Here is a 19,395-nt window from a genome sequence, read left to right as displayed (position 1 = left end):
TTTTTCGCGCCTTCCGGCGTGTCCACTACGTTAGCGGATTTCCTCCGAGGCTCATAATCGAGCCTCCGGGCCGAATTCCGGGCACGCCGAAATTGATCCCGATGAGGGGCCGTGCAGTAGTGGTGTGCGCCGAATGGCGCGAGTGGCTGTCGAAGAACCGTTACGGCTCCGTGGCAGCTCGGAGTACATTACGCATCGCGCCGGTGCGTGTCAACACTCCCCGGCGTGCGATGTCAGTCCAGGTCGCTCAGCCGTCCGCCGGCGTCCGGCTGGGTCTCCTCCACGCGGCGCAGGACCCGGGTCAGCATCTCGCCGAGGGCCCCGCGCTCCTCGCTCGACAGGTCCTGGAGAAGGTCCTCCTCGAAGACGGATGCCATTCGCATGGCCTCCAGCCACTTCTCCCGGCCCTCGGCCGTCAGCTCCACGATGACGCGCACCCGGTTGGCCTCGTCGCGTTCGCGCGTGACCAGACCCTCGTTCGCCATGCGGTCGATGCGGTGGGTCATCGCGGCCGGGGTGAGGCCGAGCCGCTTGGCCAGGTCGCCGGGGCCCAGGCGATACGGGGCTCCGGAGACGACGAGGGCCTTGAGTACTTCCCACTCGGTGTTGCTGATGCCCAGGGTCGCGGTCTGGCGGCTGTATGCGACGTTCATCCGCCGGTTGAGGCGGCTGAGGGCGCTGACGACCTGCTCCACCTGTGGGTCCAGGTCCTGGAACTCGCGCTGGTAGGCCGCGATCTGCTCCTCGAGGCTCGGCTCGGCCGGGCCGGGGGTCTCAGGCATGCCGCGCAGTATGGCACGTAACCCATTCGCGTCGAAGTCCTTCGACATGTACTCTTTAGCTTCGAACTTTACTGTTGAAGTCTTCAAGCTTCGACTGTTCGACCTTCTCCTAATCGTCATCGGACCTCTTCGACCTAGGCAGGTGAGTGTGACCACCGCGATGGGCGCTGCGCTGCGCCGGATCCAGCTGGGGAACGCGCTGAGCGCTTTCGGCAACGGCTTCACGGTGCCGTTCCTGTTCGTCTATGTGACGCAGGTGCGGGACCTGGGGGCGAGCACCGCGGGCATGGTGCTCGCGGTGTTCGCCGTCGCAGCGCTGGCCGTGCTGCCCTTCACCGGTCGGGTGATCGACCGGCGGGGGCCGCTGCCCGTGGCCCTGGCGGGTGCCGTCGCCTCGGCCTTCGGATCCATGGGGCTGGGGCTGGCCACCGACGAGGCATCCGTCATCGCCGCGGTGGCCCTGCTCGGTGCGGGGATCGCGGTGATCCAGCCCGCCCTCGCCACCATGATCGTGTGGTGCTCGACCACGACCACCCGTTCACGCGCCTTCGCCACCCAGTTCTTCCTCAACAATCTCGGCCTCGGCGTCGGCGGGCTGCTCGGCGGCCTGCTGGTCGACCCCTCCGAGCCGTCGAGCTTCGTCCGGCTGTTCGCGATCGAGTCGGCGATGTTCCTGGTGCTGGGCGCGGCCGTGGCGACCGTACGGCTGCCGAAGGTGTCCAAGCTCGACCCCGCGTCGGCCGTGGGTGAGCGGGCCGGGGGCGGCTGGCGGGCCATGCTGCGGAACCGGGCCATGGTGCAGCTGTGTGTGCTGGGCTTCGTGATGTTCTTCGCCTGCTACGGGCAGTTCGAATCGGGGCTGTCGGCGTTCGCGGTGGAGGTCACCCATGTCTCGCCCGCGATGCTCGGCGCCGCGCTGGCGGCGAACACCATGGCCATCGTGGTGGCGCAGTTCGTCGTGCTCCGGCTGGTGGAGGGGCGGCGGCGCAGCCGGGTCATCGCGCTGACCGGACTGGTCTGGACGGTGGCCTGGCTGGTGGCGGGCGCCTCCGGTCTGGTGCCGGGCAGCCAGGCCGTCGCGACCGGCGCGATCATCTCGGCGTACGCGCTCTTCGGGCTCGGCGAGGCGATGCTGTCGCCGACCGTCGCCCCGCTGGTGGCCGATCTGGCACCGCCGACCCTGGTCGGGCAGTACAACTCCGGTTTCGCCCTGGTCAAGCAGCTGGCGCTGGCCGTCGGCCCGGCGGTGGGCGGCCTGATGGCCGGGGCGGGGATGTACGTGGCGTACATCGCGATGCTCGTCGGCTGCTCGCTCGGCATCGCGGCGCTCGCACTGCGGCTGGGCGGGCGGCTCACGGCCCGCCAGGACAACCCGCTGCGCGCCGCCCCGGAGGCGACGGTGCCCACCCAGCGGGTGGAGTCGGCGCCGGTGGAGCCGGTGACCACGGCGGCCTGACCGCCGGGCCACCGGTCGAAACGCCGGTCAGACCGCCGGCCCGCCGCCGACCACTGCCGGGGCCGCATCCGGCCCCGGCACCCGCTGTGGGGCCTGCCGCAGGCGGCCTACCCCTCCGGGAGGGCGAACTCGCACCACACCGCCTTGCCCCCGCCCGGCGTGCGGCGCGAGCCCCAAGAGGAGGCGATGGTCGCGACGATCGAGATGCCACGCCCGGCTTCGTCCGCCGGCTCGGCGCGGCGGCGGCGCGGCAGATGCTCGTCCCCGTCCGTCACCTCGATGATCAGGCGGCGGTCCGTACGGCGCAGCCGCAGACGCATGGGCGGCACGCCGTGCTGGAGCGAATTGGCGACCAGCTCGCTGACGGCGAGCACGCCCAGATCGCGCAGCTCCATGGGGAAGCGCCAGCTGGCGAGGACGCCGGAGGCGAACGCCCGAGCCCGAGGGGCCGCCTCCACACCGCCGAGGAGGTCCAGGGCCGCGTTGTGGAACAGCTCGGCGTCATGGCCGGTGCGGGCGGGGTGCTGCAGGACCAGGGCGGCCACGTCGTCGTCGTGCTCGGCGGTGATGCCCAGGGCCCGGATGAGGCGGTCGCACATCACCTGGGGCGTGCCCGTGGCGCCCGCGAAGACGCGCTCCAGCGCGGCGACGCCCTCGTAGATGTCCTTGTCGCGCCGCTCCACCAGACCGTCGGTGTACAGCACCGCGCTGGAGCCCGGGCCGAAGGGGAGCGAGGCCGAGGTGTGCTGCCAGCCGCCGGTGCCCAGCGGCGGTCCGGTGGGCTCGGCGGCGCGGCTCACGGTGCCGTCGGGGTCGCGGACCAGGATCGGCAGATGGCCCGCCGAGGCGTAGACCAGGCGGTTCTCGTTCGGGTCGTGGACGGCGTAGACGCAGGTCGCGATCTGGCTGGGGTCGATCTCGGCGGCCAGGCCGTCCAGGAGCTGCAGGACCTCGTGCGGGGGCAGGTCGAGGCGGGCGTAGGCGCGGACGGCGGTGCGCAGCTGGCCCATCACGGCCGCTGCGCGGACGCCGCGCCCCATGACGTCCCCGATGACCAGGGCGGTACGGCCTGCGCCCAGGGTGATGACGTCGTACCAGTCGCCGCCCACGGCGGCGTCCGTGCCGCCCGGTTGGTATGTCGCGGCGACCCTGAGGTCGTCGGGCTGCTCGAGCTCCTGCGGGAGGAGGCTGCGCTGGAGGGTGACGGCGGCCTGGCGCTGCAGGCGCTCGCTGGCGCGCAGCCGCTCGGCGGCCTCCACCTGGTCGGTGACGTCGGCGCCGAAGACCAGCACGCCGCGCAGCCGGGTCTCCTCGGCTCTGGGAGCGGGCATGGACGGCCCCGGGCCAGCGCCCGTCCCGGGCACGGCCACCGGGACAGAGGCATCCGCAGGGGCCTCTGCACGGGCCTCCGTATGGGCCACGGACTCGGGCGCGATTCCGGTCGCGGTACCCGGTGTGATTCCGGACGCGGGGCCGGGCGCGATTCCGGACGCGATTCCGGTCGCGGGGGAAGCGGCGGCAGGCGCCACGGCCGGAGCCGGTGCCGGTGCCGGGGCGGGGGCGGGTGGCGGCGGGGCGGCCATCTCGATCGGGGAGCAGGTGAAGGTGTAGTAGCCGTGGCGCACCCGGCCGCCGGCGCCCGCCGGGCCCGCCCCGGCTGCGGAGCCCGCTGCCGCCGCCTCCGCGCCCGGCGCGGCCCCGGCCCTCGCCCTCAGGACGCGCCGGGACTTGACCGTACGCGGCCGACCGCTGCGCAGGACCTGGTCCATGAGCGGCAGCAGCCCCAGCTCCTGCAGCTCGGGCAGGGCCTGGCGGGCGGAGGCGCCGGGGGTCCGGGCGCCGAAGATGGCCGTATAGGAGTCGTTGACGTAGGCGATGCGGTGATCGGGGCCGTAGACGACGGCGACCAGGGCCGGGACCTGGCCGAGGACGTCATGGACGGACAGCCCGTCGAGGGTGGGGACGGCCGCGGGCAGCCCGTCCTCCAGGGCCGGGGCCGCCGCGCCCGGCGGCGGCTCGCCGCGGTCCGAGGCGTCGGAGCGCTCGCCCCGGGCAGCCGGGACGGAGCCGCTGCCGCCGCCCGCGGCCGCGGGCTGGGGCCGCCGCGCGCCGCGGTCGGCCCGGGCGGCGATGCGTCGCTGTGTTCGGGGAAGCCGGGCGCTCCAGCGTGTGAAGTTCACCGGGGGTTACCTCGCGAGGTTGTGGCTGAGCGGCGCGCCGGCGCGGGGGTACGGAGAGGGGTGTGGGTGCGGGGGACGGCCCCCAGGGGAATGCAGCAAACTTCCGAATCCTCGCGATTGTCACTCTTTGCAGGTACGAGCCCACCCATGGTCACACGTCCAGTGTGACCGACCGGACTGACATCCGTGAGACGCCGGTCGGGTGGGGGGAGTTCCCGCCTCCGCCCCAATCGGCCGAACAGGCCCGAACCGGCGTCGACCGGCGTCAACTGGCCTCGGGGTGGCGGCCGGTGTCGGCGGCGAGCTTGAACTCCGCCCGCGGGTTCTCCAGCGACCCCAGCGAGACGATCTCCCGCTTGAAGAGCCCCGACAGGGTCCACTCGGCCAGGACACGCGCCTTCCGGTTGAAGGTCGGCACCCGGCTGAGGTGATAGGCGCGGTGCATGAACCAGGCGGGGTAACCCTTCAGCTTCCGCCCGTACACATGGGCGACGCCTTTGTGGAGGCCGAGGGAGGCCACCGAGCCGGCGTACTTGTGCGCGTAGTCCTTCAGCGGCCGGCCGCGCAGGGAGGCGATCACGTTCTCGGCGAGCACCTTCGACTGGCGCAGCGCGTGCTGGGCGTTGGGGGCGCACTCCTTGCCGGGCTCCTCCGCCGTCAGGTCCGGGACCGCCGCGGCGTCCCCGGCGGCCCAGGCGTGCTCCACTCCGTCCACATGGAGGGCGGCGGTGCACTTCAGGCGGCCGCGCGCGTTCACCGGCAGGTCGGTGGAGGCCAGGATGGGGTGCGGCTTGACCCCCGCGGTCCACACCAGGGTGCGGGTGGGGAAGCGCGAGCCGTCGCTCAGCGCGGCGACCCGGTCCACACAGGAGTCGAGGCGGGTCTCCAGCCGTACGTCGATGTTGCGGCCGCGCAGCTCGCGGACCGCGTACTTGCCCATCTCCTCCCCGACCTCCGGGAGGATGCGGCCGGTGGCCTCCACCAGGATCCACTTCAGGTCCTCGGGCGAGATGTTGTGGTAGTAGCGGACGGCGTAGCGGGCCATGTCCTCCAGCTCGGCGAGCGCCTCGACGCCCGCGTATCCGCCGCCGACGAAGACGAAGGTGAGCGCGGCGTCCCGGACGTCGGGGTCCCGGGTGGAGGACGCGATGTCCAGCTGTTCCAGGACGTGGTTGCGCAGGCCGATGGCCTCCTCCACGGTCTTGAAGCCGATGCCGTGGTCGACCAGGCCGGGGACCGGGAGGGTGCGCGAGACGGAGCCGGGCGCCAGGACGAGCTCGTCGTAGTGGATCTCGACCTCGCCGGTGCCCTCCTCCTCGGTGGCGAGGGTTCTGATCGTCGCCGTGCGTTTGCCGTGGTTGATCGCCGTGGCCTCGCCGATCACGACCTGGCAGCGGGGCAGGACGCGACGCAGCGGCACGACGACATGGCGTGGCGAGATCGATCCGGCCGCGGCCTCGGGGAGGAACGGCTGATAGGTCATATACGGCTCGGGGTCGACCACGATGACCTGTACGTCGCCTTGCCCCAGCTCCCTCTTCAGCTTCCGCTGGAGGCGCAGCGCGGTGTACATCCCGACGTAGCCGCCGCCGACAACGAGAATGCGCGCAGGTTCCTTCACCCTCCCATGAGGCACGCACAGCCGCGGTTTGTCCACAGGCCCGACGAATTGTGTGACCGGCGGCCCCGGCGCGCCCCGCCGCGTCCATTCGGTCAAGCGTACGGAAGGTGCGCAGGTCAGTAGGGGGGCGCGGGGTGGTGGGCGAGCGGGGAAGCGCGGACGGGCGGTGCGGTACTCCGAACGGGGGTCGATCTGTCCTGACCTACCCCCTTCTTTCTTGACCGGTGCTCAACTATGTTCGTAGTCCGTCGGGGTCGAGACTGCCCCGGCGTTCTGGGCGGGGAGTCTCCGGGGGGAGACGTCATTACCGGGGGATCACTATGCAGCTTCAGGGTTCTCATTGGTCGTCAGCCGTCGCGTCGGCGGACGGTGCCGGCGGCCGGAACACTCCGCTGCGCGTGGACGCGCAGCGCAATCTCGAGCATGTGCTGCGGGCGGCGCGCGAGGTCTTCGGGGAGCTGGGTTACGGCGCTCCGATGGAGGACGTCGCGCGGCGCGCGCGAGTCGGGGTGGGCACTGTCTACCGGCGCTTCCCCAGCAAGGACGTCCTGGTCCGCCGCATAGCCGAAGAGGAGACGGCCCGGCTGACCGACCAGGCCCGCGCTGCCCTCGGCCAGGAGAACGAGCCGTGGTCGGCGCTGGCCCGGTTCCTGCGCACCTCGGTGGCCTCCGGCGCGGGCCGGCTGCTGCCGCCCCAGGTGCTGCGGGTCGGAGTCGAGGTGGAGGCGGAGATCCGGGTGCCGCAGCAGCGGCAGGTGGGGTTAGTCGACCCTCCCCAGCCGGAGCTGCGGCTGGTGGAGCAGCCCAGCCCCGTCGTCCCGGGCGGCCCTGACGACGCGGGCGCTGCGGCGCTTCTGGAGGTCGTCGGGCAGCTGGTCGACCGGGCGCGGGAAGCGGGCGAGCTGCGGCCGGACGTGACGGTGGCCGATGTGCTGCTGGTGATCGCCACGGCGGCGCCCTCCCTGCCGGACGCGGCGCAGCAGGCGGCGGCGTCGGCGCGGCTGCTGGACATACTCCTGGACGGGCTGCGGTCGCGGCCGGTGGGCTGACGGGCGCGACGGGCTGACGCGCCGGGCGGGATGATGCGCCGGGCGGGCTGACACGACTGGAGGGTGACGCGCGTTCGCGTGCGGAGGTCCGGGGTCAGGCAGGGGTCGTCCGGGCCAGGCAGCGGTGTTCGGAGCAGGCTGCCGTCGCCCGGCCAGGCAGCGGTCACCGGGGCTACGCAGCGGTCACCAGTTCGTCGAGCAGGGCGATGACCTGCTCGACGGACAGGCCCGTGCCCTCGGCGCGCAGCGCCTGGGCCGCCTCGCGGCCCAGTGCGCGATGCGCGGCGGCCGTGGTCTTCTCGGCCTCGCTCAGCAGTAGCGGGGTGCGCTGCAACTCACCGCGCCAGGCGTCGGCCGCGCCCAGCAGCCGGGCAGCGAGGCGCTCCTCGCCGCAGCCCACCAGCACATGGGCGGCGGTCTCCGCTTGCTGGGCCATCAGGAGCTCCGTACAACCGGCTTCGGCGCCCCTGCTCAGGTTGTCGCGCACCTTGCGCAGCGCGCCGGGCGCATCGCCCTCGTCGGCGGTGATGCGGGCGTTCATGCCGTCCACCAATATCCAGAACTGCGGGGGCGGGGTCGCCTGCTCCCCGGTGCGCCACGCCTCGTCGCACAGCGTCCGCGCCCGGGCCAGATCTCCGCGGTGCAGCTCGATCAGGGAGCGCAGCAAGCGGTTGAAGGACTGCACGTCCCGGGAGCCGCGGCGCCCCGCCTCCTGGTCCGACTGGTCCAGCAGCTCCTCCGCCCGGTCGAAGTCCCTGGCGTTGATCTCCACATCCGCCAGCCGGGTGATGAGGAACGGCGTCTCGGTATGTGCGCCGATCTCCCGCGCGAGCCGACGTGCCATCTCGTAGGCGGCCCGCGCCTCGTCGAGCCGCGCCCGGCTCGCGGCCATCTCCCCGGCGGCGGTCTCGACCTGGGCGAGTATCCACCGGTCGCCGATCCGTCTGCTCAGCTCCCGCAGCTCGGCCCAATCCGCCTCGGCGTTCTTCATTCCGCCTGACGAGTCGATGGTCACATGCGTACGGAACATCAGCGCCACGCCGACCGCCCAGTCGTCGCCGTACTCCCTGCAGTGGGCCACCACCTCGCCCATCAGCGGCATCGCCCCGAGGTGGCCGTCGATGACGAACCCGGCGAACGGCCACAGCATGCCGGGGAAGCGGGCGCTGCGCGGGCCGGGGTGGGCCATGTAGGCATCGCGGATACGATGCGCGGCGGTCAGGGCCTGGGGGCTGGCCAGGGTCGGCCCATCGGCGTTGTCGGCGTTCAGGAAGAACAGCAGGAGCCGCAGGTCCATCTGGTCCCAGTAGCGCGTGACAGCCTCGTCGACACCGTCCTGCCCCGGGGGGACCTCCTCGGGGATCGAACCGAGCATGCTGTAGATGTCGTCGCGGCCCATGGAGCCGCAGAGGATCAATGCCTCGCGGGCCCAGGCGATGCCCTCGTCCCGGTAGTTGCGCAGCCACCAGAACCAGCTCATGGCCATGATGAGCTCGATCATGGTCTTCTCGTCGCGCGCCTCCATGGAGCGCATCAGGGCGGCTCGGGTGTTGTCGAGTTCCGCCTCGACGCGGCGCAGCCAGGGAAGCTGTTCCGCGGAGCGCAGCCGTGGCTCGGCGGTGCGCGCGAAGTCGAGGAAGTAGGTGGTGTGGCGGGCGATGGCGGCGGCGTGATCGGCCCGGGCGGCGGGGTCCTTGACGGCCCGCTCGCTGACGTACTCGTGAATCGTCTCCAGCATGCGGTACCGCACCTCGGTGGGGGCCGCGTCCCCCGGGGCGTCCTCCGTGGCGTCCTCTGGGGCGTCCCCCGGGGCACGGTCGGCCGTCGGGTGGTCGACAACCAGGAGCGACTTGTCGACCAGCGCCCCGAGCAGGTCCAGCACCTCGTCGGGGGCTATGTGCGGGCGGGGGCGGGCGTCGGGGCGCGTGTCGGGGCGTGAGGAGGCGCGTATGCCGCCGTCGCTCGATGTGCCGGTGCCGGTGAGCAGGTCGGTGGCGGATGGTCCCGTGGCGAGCGGCGCGTCCGCGCACACCGCCTCCGCCGCGCTCAGCCCCCATCCGCCCGCGAACACCGATGCCCGGCGCAGCACCGTGCGCTCGCGCTCGTCGAGCAGGCCCCAGGACCAGTCGACGACGGCCCGCAGCGTCTGCTGGCGCGGCAGCAGGGTCCGGCTGCCGCTGGTCAGCAGCCGGAAGCGGTCGTCGAGCCGGTCGGCGATCTGTCTCGGGGTCAACAGCCGCAGCCGCGCGGCGGCCAGCTCGATCGCCAGCGGCAAACCGTCCAGCCGACGGCAGATCTCCGCGACCGCGGCCGACGTGTCCGCGTCCCGCGCCGGGTCGAACCCCGGCAGGGTGGCCGCGGCTCGCTCGGCGAACAGTTGGTGGGCGGGCGCGGGCCGGAGCGGTTCCACGGGCCGTACGGTCTCGCCCGGCACGCCCAGCGGTTCCCGGCTGGTGGCCAGCACGGTCACCCCCGGGCAGTGCGCGAGCAGCGTCTCGGCGAGCCGCGCCGCGGCGTCTATGACGTGCTCACAGTTGTCGAGCAGGAGCAGCAGGCGGCGCTGGGCACAGAGCTCGACAAGGCGGGCGGTCGGGTCGGCGCCGTCCGCCGAGCCGATCCGTCCCTCCAGACCGGTGGAGAGCAGGGACGTCTCACGGTCGCCTACGGCGCTCAGGACGGCCCCGGGGACGGCGGCGGGATGGTCGAGCTTGGCGAGCTCGACCACCCAAACCCCGTCGGGGTAGGCAGTCGTGACGGTCGCGGCGGCCTCCTCGGAGAGCCGGGTCTTGCCGGAGCCGCCGGGGCCGGTGAGCGTGACCAGCCGGGCACCGCTCAGCTCCCCGCGGAGGTCCCCGATCTCGCTCTGCCGGCCGACGAAGCTGGTGAGCCGTGCCCGGAGGTTCCCGCGCGGACGTGACCTGCCGCCCTGCGGGCCGCCCGCCCCAGGTCCGCCGTTCGACGGCGCGGGCGGGGCGCCGGCCGTCTCCGGGGCACGCGGCACCGCGGCCCCGCCCACCGCCGCGCCAGGGGCCGCACCGGGTTCAGGAGTGGGATGCCCGGTGGCGGCCGGCCGGCCGGCTCTGCCGCCCAGCGTCCCCGGATCGTGCGGCGCCTCGGAAAGCAGCAGCCCGTGCAGCGCCCTGAGGTCCGCGCCCGGGTCCGTGCCGAGGCGGTCGGCGAGCGTGCGGCGGACCGCCTCGTACGCGGTGAGCGCGTCGGCCGGGCGGCCCGCCGCGTGCAGCGCGCGCATCAACTGCGCGTGGAAGGCCTCGTCGAGCGGGTGGTCCATGACGAGCTCGCGCAGCTCCGGTATGACGTCCGCCGGGTGGCCGAGCGCGAGGTCGGCGTCGATACGGCGGTGCAGCGCGGTGAGCCGCAGCGCTTCGGGGCGGGCGGCGGCGGCCTCCCGGTCCGGCAGATCGGCCAGCGCGGGGCCGCGCCACAGCGCGAGCGCCTGCCGCAGCACGTCGGCCGCCGTTTGCGGGTCACCGCCGCTGAGGGCCCGTGTGCCGTGCTTCGTCAGCGCCTCGAAGTGGAGGAGATCGACGTCCTGGGGGCCGTTGGTGGCGAGGCGGTAGCCCCCGGGCGAGGAGACCACCGCGTCCCGGCCGATGGCCCTGCGCAGGCGGCCCACGAGCGCCTGGAGGGCGGCGGGGGCGTCCTGGGGAGGGTCGTGGGTCCACACCTCGTCGATGAGGACGTCCACGGCCGCGGGGGCGGGGCGTGCGGCGCGCATGGCGAGCGCGGTGAGCAGCGCGCGGAGACGGGGACCGCCCAGCGGTAGGGGGTTTCCGTCGTTGTCGCGTGCTTCGGCCGGGCCGAGGATCAGATACCGCACGGGGTCATTGTCCTCGGGTCAGCGGTCGGACCATACGAACACGTGGTCAATTCGCGTGCCGCGCCCGGCTCCAGCCGGACCCACGGCCCGAAGACGGACCACAAGCGTCACGCCCGACGCACCACCGCACACCCCGCCCACCGGACCCCGCAGCCTCAAGCCCTCGTGTCCTCACGCCCCGTGCCCTCACCCCGTGTCCTCACGCCCCGTGCCCTCACCCCGTGCCCTCACGCCCCATGCCCGCACCCCGTGCCCTCCCGCCCCTACAGGCTCGGCCGGGGCACCACTCCGCCCGCCACCGCCCGCTGCCGCGGCGCCGCCGTCCCCGTCCAGCAGGTGCCGCGCCGGGCCAGCAGCCGCCGCAGCCAGACCTCGGTGGAGACGAGTTCGGCCAGCCCGTCCAGGGGCAGCCGCTCGCCCTCCGCCGCCGCGCGCAGCGCCTTGCGTACGACGCGGGCCTCGACCAGGCCCGCGTCGGCCAGCAGCGGCGCGTCGAAGAGGTTGACGACCTCGCCGACCCAGGCGCGCAGCCCGGCCCGTACGGCGGCGGCGTGGGCGGCGTGGGAGGGGGCTCCCCAGCCGGGCGGCAGGTCGCGGATGCCCGCCCCCGCGAGGACCGCGCGCAGCACGGCCGCGCGCGCCCCCGGTTGCACGCGCAGCGCTTCGGGGAGCGCGCGGCTGGCCCGTACGACCTGGTTGTCGAGGAAGGGGGCGTGGAGGCGCTGGCTGCGCACCTCGGCCGCCTGCTCGAACACCCGGTGGTCGGCCGCGTGCCTGGCCAGGGCCGCGTCCGCCCGCCGCTCCCCGGGGCGGCGCAGGGTGACGGGGCGGGCCGCGGCCTCCTCCAGGCGCAGCGAGACCTCGGCCAGCGCCTCGCCGGTGAGCCAGCGCGCGGCGGGTCCTGGCCGGCACCAGGCGAGCGCGGCGAGGGAGGCGGAGACGACCCCGCGCCCGGACCTGCCGCCCTCTCTCCCTCCGCTGCCGTCGTCGGCGAAGCGCCGTTCCAGGAGGCGGCTCGCGGCGTCCTCGACGCCGTCCCGGTAGGACGTACGGGCCAGTTTGCGCGCGGCCCGGTAGACCGTGAAGGGCACGAAGAAGGAGTGGCCGGAGGGGCCGTCGGCCTTCGCCAGCGCGGTGGCGGGGCGCAGCAGGTGGCGGCGTCTGCGGTCGAGGAGCAGATCGGCGAGGCGCGCCGGGTGGGCGTCGAGCGCCTGGCGGGCGCCGTGGCCGACGAAGTGGTCGGCGCTGCCCATGACGAGCCGGCGGCGGTGGCGTTCGGCGCTGACGAGGGAGGGTCCTGGCTCGTCGGTGAGCGGGCCGCTGTCCAGGGCGGCGTACGGGAGCGCCTCCTCGCCCGCGGTGACCACGACGTGGTGCAGCCGCGGGTTGGCGGCGATGGTGCCGGCCCGTTCCAGTTCGGCCTCGCGGGCGCGGGCGCCGCCCGCGGTGGCCAGGTCGTTGAAGGTGACGGCGAGGAGGCGTTCGCCCGCCTCTGTGCCGTGGCCGAGGAGGGTGCCGGGCATCCCGGGCAGCCCAGCGGCCAGCAGGGCCAGGGTGGCGGAGGCGCTGCCGCCGGAGAGGTCGGCGCCGATGCCGGGCGCCGGTGCGCCGCGGGCCGCGCGCCGCTCAGCGGGGCCCATGCCGGGGACCGGGCCGGGGTCGAGGCCGCCGGTGTCGGGGGCGTGGCGGGGGGCGGTGAGCCTGGCCCGTACGGCCTCCACGAGGGCGTCCCGGACGCCGTCCACGGCCTGTTCCTGGTCCACTTGGGGCGCGGCGACGGCGAGCGAGGCGGTGGGCTCGTAGCCGACGATGTCGCGGGCCCCGTCGCGCAGGATCAGCGCGTGTCCCGGGGGCACCCGTCTGACGCCCATGTACGGGGTGCCGTCGCCCATCGCCTCCGGGGAGTCGGGGCAGGCCAGGAGGGCGCCGAGGTGGCCGACGTCGAGCTGTGCCTCGATGAGGTCGGCGAGCGGGAGGGCGGCCGTGGCGTACGCGGTGCCGCCGCCCCAGTCCGTGTGGAAGACGGGCCGGGCGCCGGCCAGGTCGCCGACGATGGTGGTACGGCGGCCGACCTGGGCGACGGCGGTGTAGCTGCCGGGCCAGGCGGTGAGGTGGCGCAGGGCGCCACCGCGGGCGGCGAACAGGCCGACGCGCAGCTCCTCGTCGGAGGCGCCGCAGCAGCCGAAGACGGCGAGGCGGGAGAAGGGGTCGGCCTGGACGACGCGCACCTCGTCGGGCCGCCAGTCGCCGACCGCCCACAGGGGATCGGGGTCGGCCCACAGGAGTTGGGCGCCGACCGGCTGGATCGCGCGGCCCTGCGAGGGGTCTGGCCCCGATGCGGTACTGCTCCACCCCACCAACCACCGCATCGCGCCTCCACAGGGTGTGGGCAAACAAGGCAACCAAGAAGTAGGTGCCATCATGCACAGCACGTCGACGGTTTCGGCATCGAACCGGACAACTACATGGATCTCCTGGATGTCCTTTGACCGCAGTCGACCACAGGAACAACAGGGTTGATCACAAGACGTGATCCCGCCAAGCGCGGACGCGCATGCGGGAACCGTCGTCGGCGCGACGGACCGCTCCGCCAGGGCCCATGCTGCCATGAGAGGGGCGCGCGGGGGCGCGCAAGGGCGCAGAGGCGCCAATGAGCCGTCAGCGAGGGGCGCCTGCGCCGACCGCCAAGCAACTGCCGACCGACCGCAAACCGATTGCCGACCGACTGCCGACCAACTGCCGAACCGACCGCGCCCGGGAGGGCCGCCGCGCCGGACCGCCCCCTCCCCGGCCCGGCGCGGAAGCCGGCCATGATCAGCGCCACGCGAGGCCACACCAGGGCATCGACGGGCGATATTCGGCCAAATTTCCGTGGCGCTCTTGATGGCCTTGCAGCGGCCTCGCGACGGCTCACGGCGGCCTGGCGGCGATCTGGCGGGAACTCCCCGCCCCCGTACCGCAGCTGACGGCACGACAGTCCGGGAGGCGGCATCCGCCTCCCGGACCGCTCCGCCGCCCGCGGGGAATGAGGCGGCGGCGTCCCCCAGCCCACTGATTCCGTACAGCGGGCCGACCCACGCAGGACCCATCGAAACGTTCCCGCGAACCCTGAGACAGAGCGCACGGACAGGCGCACAGCCACACACACCAGGAGCACACACCACGCTCCGCACGTCCGTTCGTACAAGAATCTCGCCATCCGGGACACCACCTCTTAACGGTCGGGATGCGGCGAACTACGCTGGGTTTACGAATGCCCCGTGCCTATGCCGGGGCGGCCGTCGGTGCTGTCGAGGGGTACGCATGACCAGGGAGCCACGCGGGCCGAACGAGAAGCTCGGCACCGTCCTCGCCCTCGCGGGGATCAGCAATGCCGGGCTGGCGCGGAGAGTCAACGACCTCGGAGCCCAGCGTGGCCTGACCCTTCGCTACGACAAGACGTCCGTGGCCCGCTGGGTCTCGAAGGGCATGGTGCCCCAAGGCGCCGCGCCCCATCTGATTGCGGCCGCGATCGGGAGCAAACTCGGCCGGCCCGTACCGCTCCATGAGATCGGGCTCGCCGACGCCGACCCGGCGCCCGAGGTCGGCCTCGCCTTCCCGCGCGACATCGGCCAGGCCGTGCGCTCGGCGACCGAGCTCTACCGGCTGGATCTGGCGGGTCGGCGCGGAGGCGGTGGGATCTGGCAGAGTCTGGCCGGATCCTTCGCGGTCAGCGCATATGCCACGCCCGCGTCCCGCTGGCTCATAACCCCGGCCGACCCGTCGGTCGCGCGCGAGCCCAAGGACGCCGAGAGCGGCGGGGGCCTGGACGGTTTACCCCAGCGCGTCGGCCACAGCGACGTCACCAAGCTGCGCGAGGCCGCCGAGGACGCGCGCCGCTGGGACTCCAAGTACGGCGGCGGGGACTGGCGTTCGTCGATGGTGCCCGAGTGCCTGCGGGTCGACGCGGCGCCCCTGCTGCTCGGCTCGTACAGCGACGAGGTCGGCCGCTCCCTGTTCGGCGCCACCGCCGAACTGACCCGGCTCGCCGGGTGGATGGCCTTCGACACCGGCCAGCAGGAGGCCGCCCAGCGCTACTACATCCAGGCGCTGCGCCTCGCGCGCGCTGCGGCCGACGTGCCCCTGGGCGGCTACGTACTGGCCTCCATGAGCCTGCAGGCCACCTACAGGGGCTTCGCCGACGAAGGCGTCGACCTGGCCCAGGCAGCCGTGGAGCGCAACCGCGGCCTGGCCACCGCCCGCACCATGAGCTTCTTCCGCCTCGTCGAGGCCCGCGCCCAGGCCAAGGCCGGCGACGGACCGGCCTGCGGCGCGGCGTTGAAGTCCGCGGAGGGCTGGCTCGAGCGGTCCCGTTCGGGCGATCCCGACCCGTCCTGGCTGGACTTCTACTCGCACGAGCGGTTCGCCGCCGACGCCGCCGAGTGCTACCGCGACCTCCGACTTCCGCGCCAGGTGCGGCGGTTCACGGAGCAGGCGCTGGCCCGGCCCACCGAGGAGTTCGTCCGCTCCCATGGGCTGCGGCTCGTCGTGTCCGCCGTGGCCGAACTGGAGTCCGGCAATCTGGACGCGGCGTGCGCGGCGGGCGCCCGTGCCGTGGAGGTCGCCAACCGCATATCGTCCGCGCGCACGACCGAGTACGTACGGGACCTGATGCACCGCCTGGAGGCCTACCGCGACGAGCCGCGCGTAGCCGAACTGCGGGAGCGGGCGCGGCCGCTGCTGATGGCACCGGCGTGACGGGCGTGACGGCTGCCGATGCGTACGTGATGGGGGGGGTGACTGGTGGCGTTACCTGCACGACTGGCGTTACCCGCGTGACTGGCGTTACCTGCACGACTGGCGTTACCTGCGTGACTGGAGTAGCGCCCGTCTGGTGTCTGCGTGACCGGCCGGACGGCTGACGGCGCCGGCCGCGCGGGGGCCGCGACGGCGCCGGCCGGTGCGCACGATCACCTGTCCCTGAGACCGGACGCGCGCTCGTCTGCCGTGCTTGATGTCAGTGGCGCGCGTCATGATAGTCATCGAGTTGGGTGAGTGGATTGTGCGCGGTGTGGGGAGGTGAGGTGACGTGAGGGCGCTGGACTGCGATGTGCTGGTGGTCGGGGGCGGGATCGTCGGCCTGTCGACGGCGTATGCGATCACGCGCGCCGCGCCCGGCACCCGTGTGACCGTCCTGGAGAAGGAAGCCGGCCCGGCCTGCCACCAGACGGGGCGGAACAGCGGCGTGATCCACAGCGGCATCTACTACCGCCCCGGGTCGCTGAAGGCGCGGTTCGCGGTCCAGGGCGCCGCGGAGATGGTCAAGTTCTGTGCCGAGCACGGCATAGCCCATGAGGTGACCGGCAAGCTCATCGTGGCGACGGAGCGGGCGGAGCTGCCCCGGCTGCACGCCTTGGTCCAGCGCGGCCGGGAGAACGGCATCCCGGTCCGCGAGCTCGGCCCCGCCCAGCTCGCCGAGCACGAACCGTGGGTGCGCGGCCTGGCCGCCATCCATGTGGGCACGACGGGCATCTGCGACTTCAAGGCGGTGGCGGCCCGGCTGGCCCTGCTCGCGCGCGACGCCGGGGCGTCGGTGCGGTACGGGGCGGGGGTGCGCGCCATCGGCCGGCGCCCGTCAGCGGTCGCGGTCCGTACGGGCGACGGGACGGTGCTGCGGGCCCGCGCCCTGGTCAACTGCGCCGGGCTGCACTGCGACCGGGTGGCCCGGCTGGCGGGCGACGACCCCGGCATGCGGATTGTCCCCTTCCGCGGCGAGTACTACGAGCTGGTCCCCGCGCGCGCCTCCCTCGTGCGCGGCCTGGTCTACCCCGTCCCCGACCCGGCCTTCCCCTTCCTCGGCGTCCATCTGACCCGCGGCGTCGACGGCTCCGTCCACATCGGGCCCAACGCGGTGCCTGCCCTCGCCCGCGAGGGCTACACCTGGCACACGGTCCGCCCGCGCGAGCTGGCCGGGACGCTGGCGTACCCCGGCTCCTGGCGGATAGCCCGCCGCCACTGGCGTTACGGCGCGGGCGAGCTGCGCCGCTCGCTGTCCAAGGCCGCCTTCACCGACGCCGTCCGCCGCCTGCTGCCGGACGTCACGGCCGACGACCTGATACCGGCCCCGGCGGGCGTGCGCGCCCAGGCGGTGCTGCCCGACGGCACGCTGGTGGACGACTTCCTGATCAAGGAGTCCCCCCGCGTCGTCCATGTGCTGAACGCGCCCTCGCCCGCGGCGACGGCGTCGTTGCCGATCGGGCGGGAGGTCGCGAGGCGGGTGCTGGAGCACCTGTGAGGCGCGGCCGGCCGCCGGGGCCCTGCTGGCCCAGGGCCGGGGCGTCGGGGCCGGGGCGTCGGGGCCGGGCCGGCGCGGGGTGGCCTCGTCGAGGCTGTGCTCGAGCCGGGTCCGTAGGTAAGGCCATTGGTTCGGCCCATTCTGGTGCGACCACTCCGAGGTTTCCGCCCTCGACGGGCCGTAGTCGGTGGGCCCGCACGGTACGCGCCACCCACCGACGAGACGCTGCTCAGCCGCGGCGAAAGGGCGCCGACGCGCGGCGACCACGGTCGTAACGGCGGGAGTACGGCACCCTTGTCGGCGCGAAGGCAGAGGGTGCTCCTTGAGGTGCTGCAGAAGGTCATCGACTGGACGCGTGCGTCGACCTGCGGCCTGACGCCCGGGATTCGCCGCCGCAGTGCGCTCGGGGGGTGACCCCTGACGTTGGTGGTGGGGGTCGGCCGGGTGTCCGGAAGTGTCCGGTCAGGGCGTTGACCTGGGCTGGGACGGTCTCAGACGGATCCGGACGGTCCCGGACGCCTTGATCCGTTGTGCGGGGGCCGGTGGCCCGTGAGGCTTCTCGTACCGCTCCGCAGCCGTTCGACGGCGCCCGGCGCGAGGCCTTCCTTCAGCAGTCCAGGACTGCGAAGTGAAGCCGGAACTCGAAGCTTCGGCGGGTTCGGCCGCCGGGCGCCTCATCTGCCCTTGTCTCAGGAGGAATCCCGTGAACTTCCCCTTGCGTAAGACCGGTTCCCACCGGAGGAGGACGGCTGGCTGGTGGCTGGCTCGTGCGCCCCGCCGCTGGCCGGCGTCCTTGCGGATGGCTCTGGTGGCCGTCATCGCCGCGGTCGGCTTCGCCTTGGTCGGGCCGGCGGCGATGGCGTCGGCCGCGCCGCCCCCGCCGACTGCGACCTCGGACTCCTCCGATGAGCCCAGCCGCTGGAACAAGTGGCAGTGGAAGATGTACGAGGCCTGGGTCTCGGAGGCGCTGGACCCGCACGACCCGTACTACAAGTGGAAGCTGGCCCGGCAGATCGCCGCCAAGCGCGTCTTCCAGTGGATGGAGAAGGGCAAGACCAGCTTCTCGCTCAAGGACGACGTACCGAATCTCGTGGAGGACGTACAGGAGTTCAACCGGCGGTCGCAGGACACCCCCGACGGGCTGCGGCGGCAGGTCACTGGGACCGGGGACAAGATCCACGATCTGAACCAGAAGATCGACAAGGCCCAGACTCCCGCCGAGCGGGAGAAGCTCGAGAAGGACCGGGACGTAGCCCGCAGGCAGGCCAAGTACGTGAACAAGAAGTACTGGAAGGTCAAGCAGACCCGGCCGGATGGGGAAAGCGTCAAGGCGGAGATCCAGGGCCTCGACACGAAGATCAGCGACCTCAGGAACAAGATCAGCACCCTTGAGGAAGAGACGAAGAAGTCACGTCCGGACCGCCGGGAGAAGCTGCGGCAGCTGAAGACGGCCCGCGCGAACCTGGCCCAGGCCGAGGCCGACCGCCGCCGGCTCCAGGGACCGCCGGACGAGGACGGCGACAGTGGCGGTACGCGTACGACACCGCGCGACCCGAAGAAGCCCCCGACGGGACCAGCCGCCTCCGACCCGAAGGCCACCTCGACCACGCCGAAGCGAACCACGGAGGCCAAGGGGACCAAGGGCACAACCCCCGCCGGCCCCACGGCTACGCCGAAGGGGACCAAGGGCACGAACGCCACCAGCCCGACGACCCCGACCACGCCGAAGACAACCAGCAGCACAACCGCCACCAGGCCCACGGCGCCGTGGAAGGGGTGGAGTGGTCCCAAGACGCCGAAGACCGGGTACCGGGGCAGCACGGGCACCGGCATCGGCACTGAAATCGCCGGGATCATCGGCGAGGGCGCCGGCGAGGAATACCAAACCTATCTGGGCCGCGAGAACCAGAAGGTGCTGGAGCAGGCGCGCAAGGACCCGGCTCTGGCGAAGCGGATCATCGACGACTACAACGAGATCAAGGACGACGGCCCGTTCGGGCAGATCGCCCGCGGCTTCGACACCTCCAAGGAATACGCGCAGGGCACCGTCCGCAAGGTCGCTCCCGAGCTGATCAAGTCCCAAGAGGCGCTCGACACCGCGAAAGCGGTCGCGGCCAAGTCCAACGCGGACCCCTTCTACCAGCAGGCCCGTACCGAGTGCGGCGGCTACGACACCTGCGTCACCGAGCGCACCG

At 73.3% G+C, this 19,395-nt stretch carries 9 protein-coding genes and 1 pseudogene; 5 read left to right on the top strand and 5 right to left on the bottom strand.

The features are described 5' to 3' along the window. Positions 1–233: 233 nt before the first annotated feature. Positions 234–782 carry a MarR family transcriptional regulator gene (locus ACFZDL_RS31845; RefSeq protein WP_353597190.1) on the bottom strand — a complete coding sequence of 183 codons (549 nt, stop codon included), beginning with the start codon at positions 780–782 and terminating at the stop codon, positions 234–236. A gap of 148 nt (positions 783–930) precedes the next feature. On the opposite strand from ACFZDL_RS31845, the gene ACFZDL_RS31840 reads away from it, so the two are divergent. Then, on the top strand, positions 931–2,238 hold the full coding sequence (locus ACFZDL_RS31840; protein ID WP_353597198.1) for an MFS transporter: 1,308 nt from the start codon (positions 931–933) through the stop codon (positions 2,236–2,238). A 107-nt stretch (positions 2,239–2,345) separates the two neighbouring features. On the opposite strand, the gene ACFZDL_RS31835 is transcribed toward ACFZDL_RS31840, so the two are convergent. Both ACFZDL_RS31835 and ACFZDL_RS31830 read right to left on the bottom strand, forming a co-directional pair. Continuing rightward, on the bottom strand, positions 2,346–4,418 hold the full coding sequence (locus ACFZDL_RS31835) for a SpoIIE family protein phosphatase (protein ID WP_353597191.1): 2,073 nt from the start codon (positions 4,416–4,418) through the stop codon (positions 2,346–2,348). A 265-nt stretch (positions 4,419–4,683) separates the two neighbouring features. Next, positions 4,684–5,991, bottom strand: coding sequence for an FAD-dependent oxidoreductase (locus ACFZDL_RS31830; RefSeq protein ID WP_391193137.1), 1,308 nt, complete (start codon positions 5,989–5,991; stop codon positions 4,684–4,686). Between the two features lie 368 nt (positions 5,992–6,359). Here ACFZDL_RS31830 and ACFZDL_RS31825 point away from each other — a divergent pair, with 368 nt between their 5' ends. After that, positions 6,360–7,088: a helix-turn-helix domain-containing protein gene (locus tag ACFZDL_RS31825; protein ID WP_353597193.1), complete on the top strand. Its 729-nt coding sequence runs from the start codon at positions 6,360–6,362 to the stop codon at positions 7,086–7,088. A gap of 172 nt (positions 7,089–7,260) precedes the next feature. Here ACFZDL_RS31825 and ACFZDL_RS31820 read toward each other — a convergent pair whose 3' ends face one another. Together ACFZDL_RS31820 and ACFZDL_RS31815 are read right to left on the bottom strand one after the other, a co-directional pair. Continuing rightward, positions 7,261–10,926 (bottom strand): BTAD domain-containing putative transcriptional regulator, encoded by a 3,666-nt coding sequence (locus tag ACFZDL_RS31820; RefSeq protein ID WP_353597194.1) that lies wholly within the window; start codon positions 10,924–10,926, stop codon positions 7,261–7,263. 263 nt (positions 10,927–11,189) lie between these two features. After that, positions 11,190–13,295 carry an asparagine synthase-related protein gene (locus tag ACFZDL_RS31815; RefSeq protein WP_353597195.1) on the bottom strand — a complete coding sequence of 702 codons (2,106 nt, stop codon included), beginning with the start codon at positions 13,293–13,295 and terminating at the stop codon, positions 11,190–11,192. Between the two features lie 934 nt (positions 13,296–14,229). Between ACFZDL_RS31815 and ACFZDL_RS31810 the strand changes: the two genes are divergently transcribed. From ACFZDL_RS31810 to ACFZDL_RS31800, 3 genes and pseudogenes are all read left to right on the top strand, one after another. Next, entirely contained in the window at positions 14,230–15,663 is a 1,434-nt protein-coding gene (locus tag ACFZDL_RS31810; protein WP_353597196.1) for an MFS transporter, read from the top strand. Between the two features lie 331 nt (positions 15,664–15,994). Further along, positions 15,995–17,200, top strand: a complete 1,206-nt coding sequence (gene lhgO, locus ACFZDL_RS31805) for an L-2-hydroxyglutarate oxidase (RefSeq protein ID WP_353597197.1) — start codon at positions 15,995–15,997, stop codon at positions 17,198–17,200. A gap of 799 nt (positions 17,201–17,999) precedes the next feature. Continuing rightward, positions 18,000–19,395: pseudogene (locus tag ACFZDL_RS31800) on the top strand (hypothetical protein); the annotation flags it as partial.

Origin of the sequence: Streptomyces sp. NPDC007917 (genome assembly GCF_042959105.1) — a bacterium.
GTDB lineage: Bacteria > Actinomycetota > Actinomycetes > Streptomycetales > Streptomycetaceae > Streptomyces.
The sequence above is the reverse complement of the archived record's forward strand: the minus strand, read 5'-3'. Positions and strand labels throughout refer to the sequence as shown.

What these genes read in the sequence shown, in the direction of transcription:
- ACFZDL_RS31825 (WP_353597193.1), top strand. Translation starts at nt 6,360, where the DNA reads ATGCAGCTTCAGGGTTCTCATTGGTCGTCAGCCGTCGCGTCGGCGGAC.
- ACFZDL_RS31810 (WP_353597196.1), top strand. Translation starts at nt 14,230, where the DNA reads ATGACCAGGGAGCCACGCGGGCCGAACGAGAAGCTCGGCACCGTCCTC.
- ACFZDL_RS31815 (WP_353597195.1), bottom strand. Translation starts at nt 13,295, where the DNA reads ATGCGGTGGTTGGTGGGGTGGAGCAGTACCGCATCGGGGCCAGACCCC.
- ACFZDL_RS31830 (WP_391193137.1), bottom strand. Translation starts at nt 5,991, where the DNA reads ATGTACACCGCGCTGCGCCTCCAGCGGAAGCTGAAGAGGGAGCTGGGG.
- ACFZDL_RS31845 (WP_353597190.1), bottom strand. Translation starts at nt 782, where the DNA reads ATGCCTGAGACCCCCGGCCCGGCCGAGCCGAGCCTCGAGGAGCAGATC.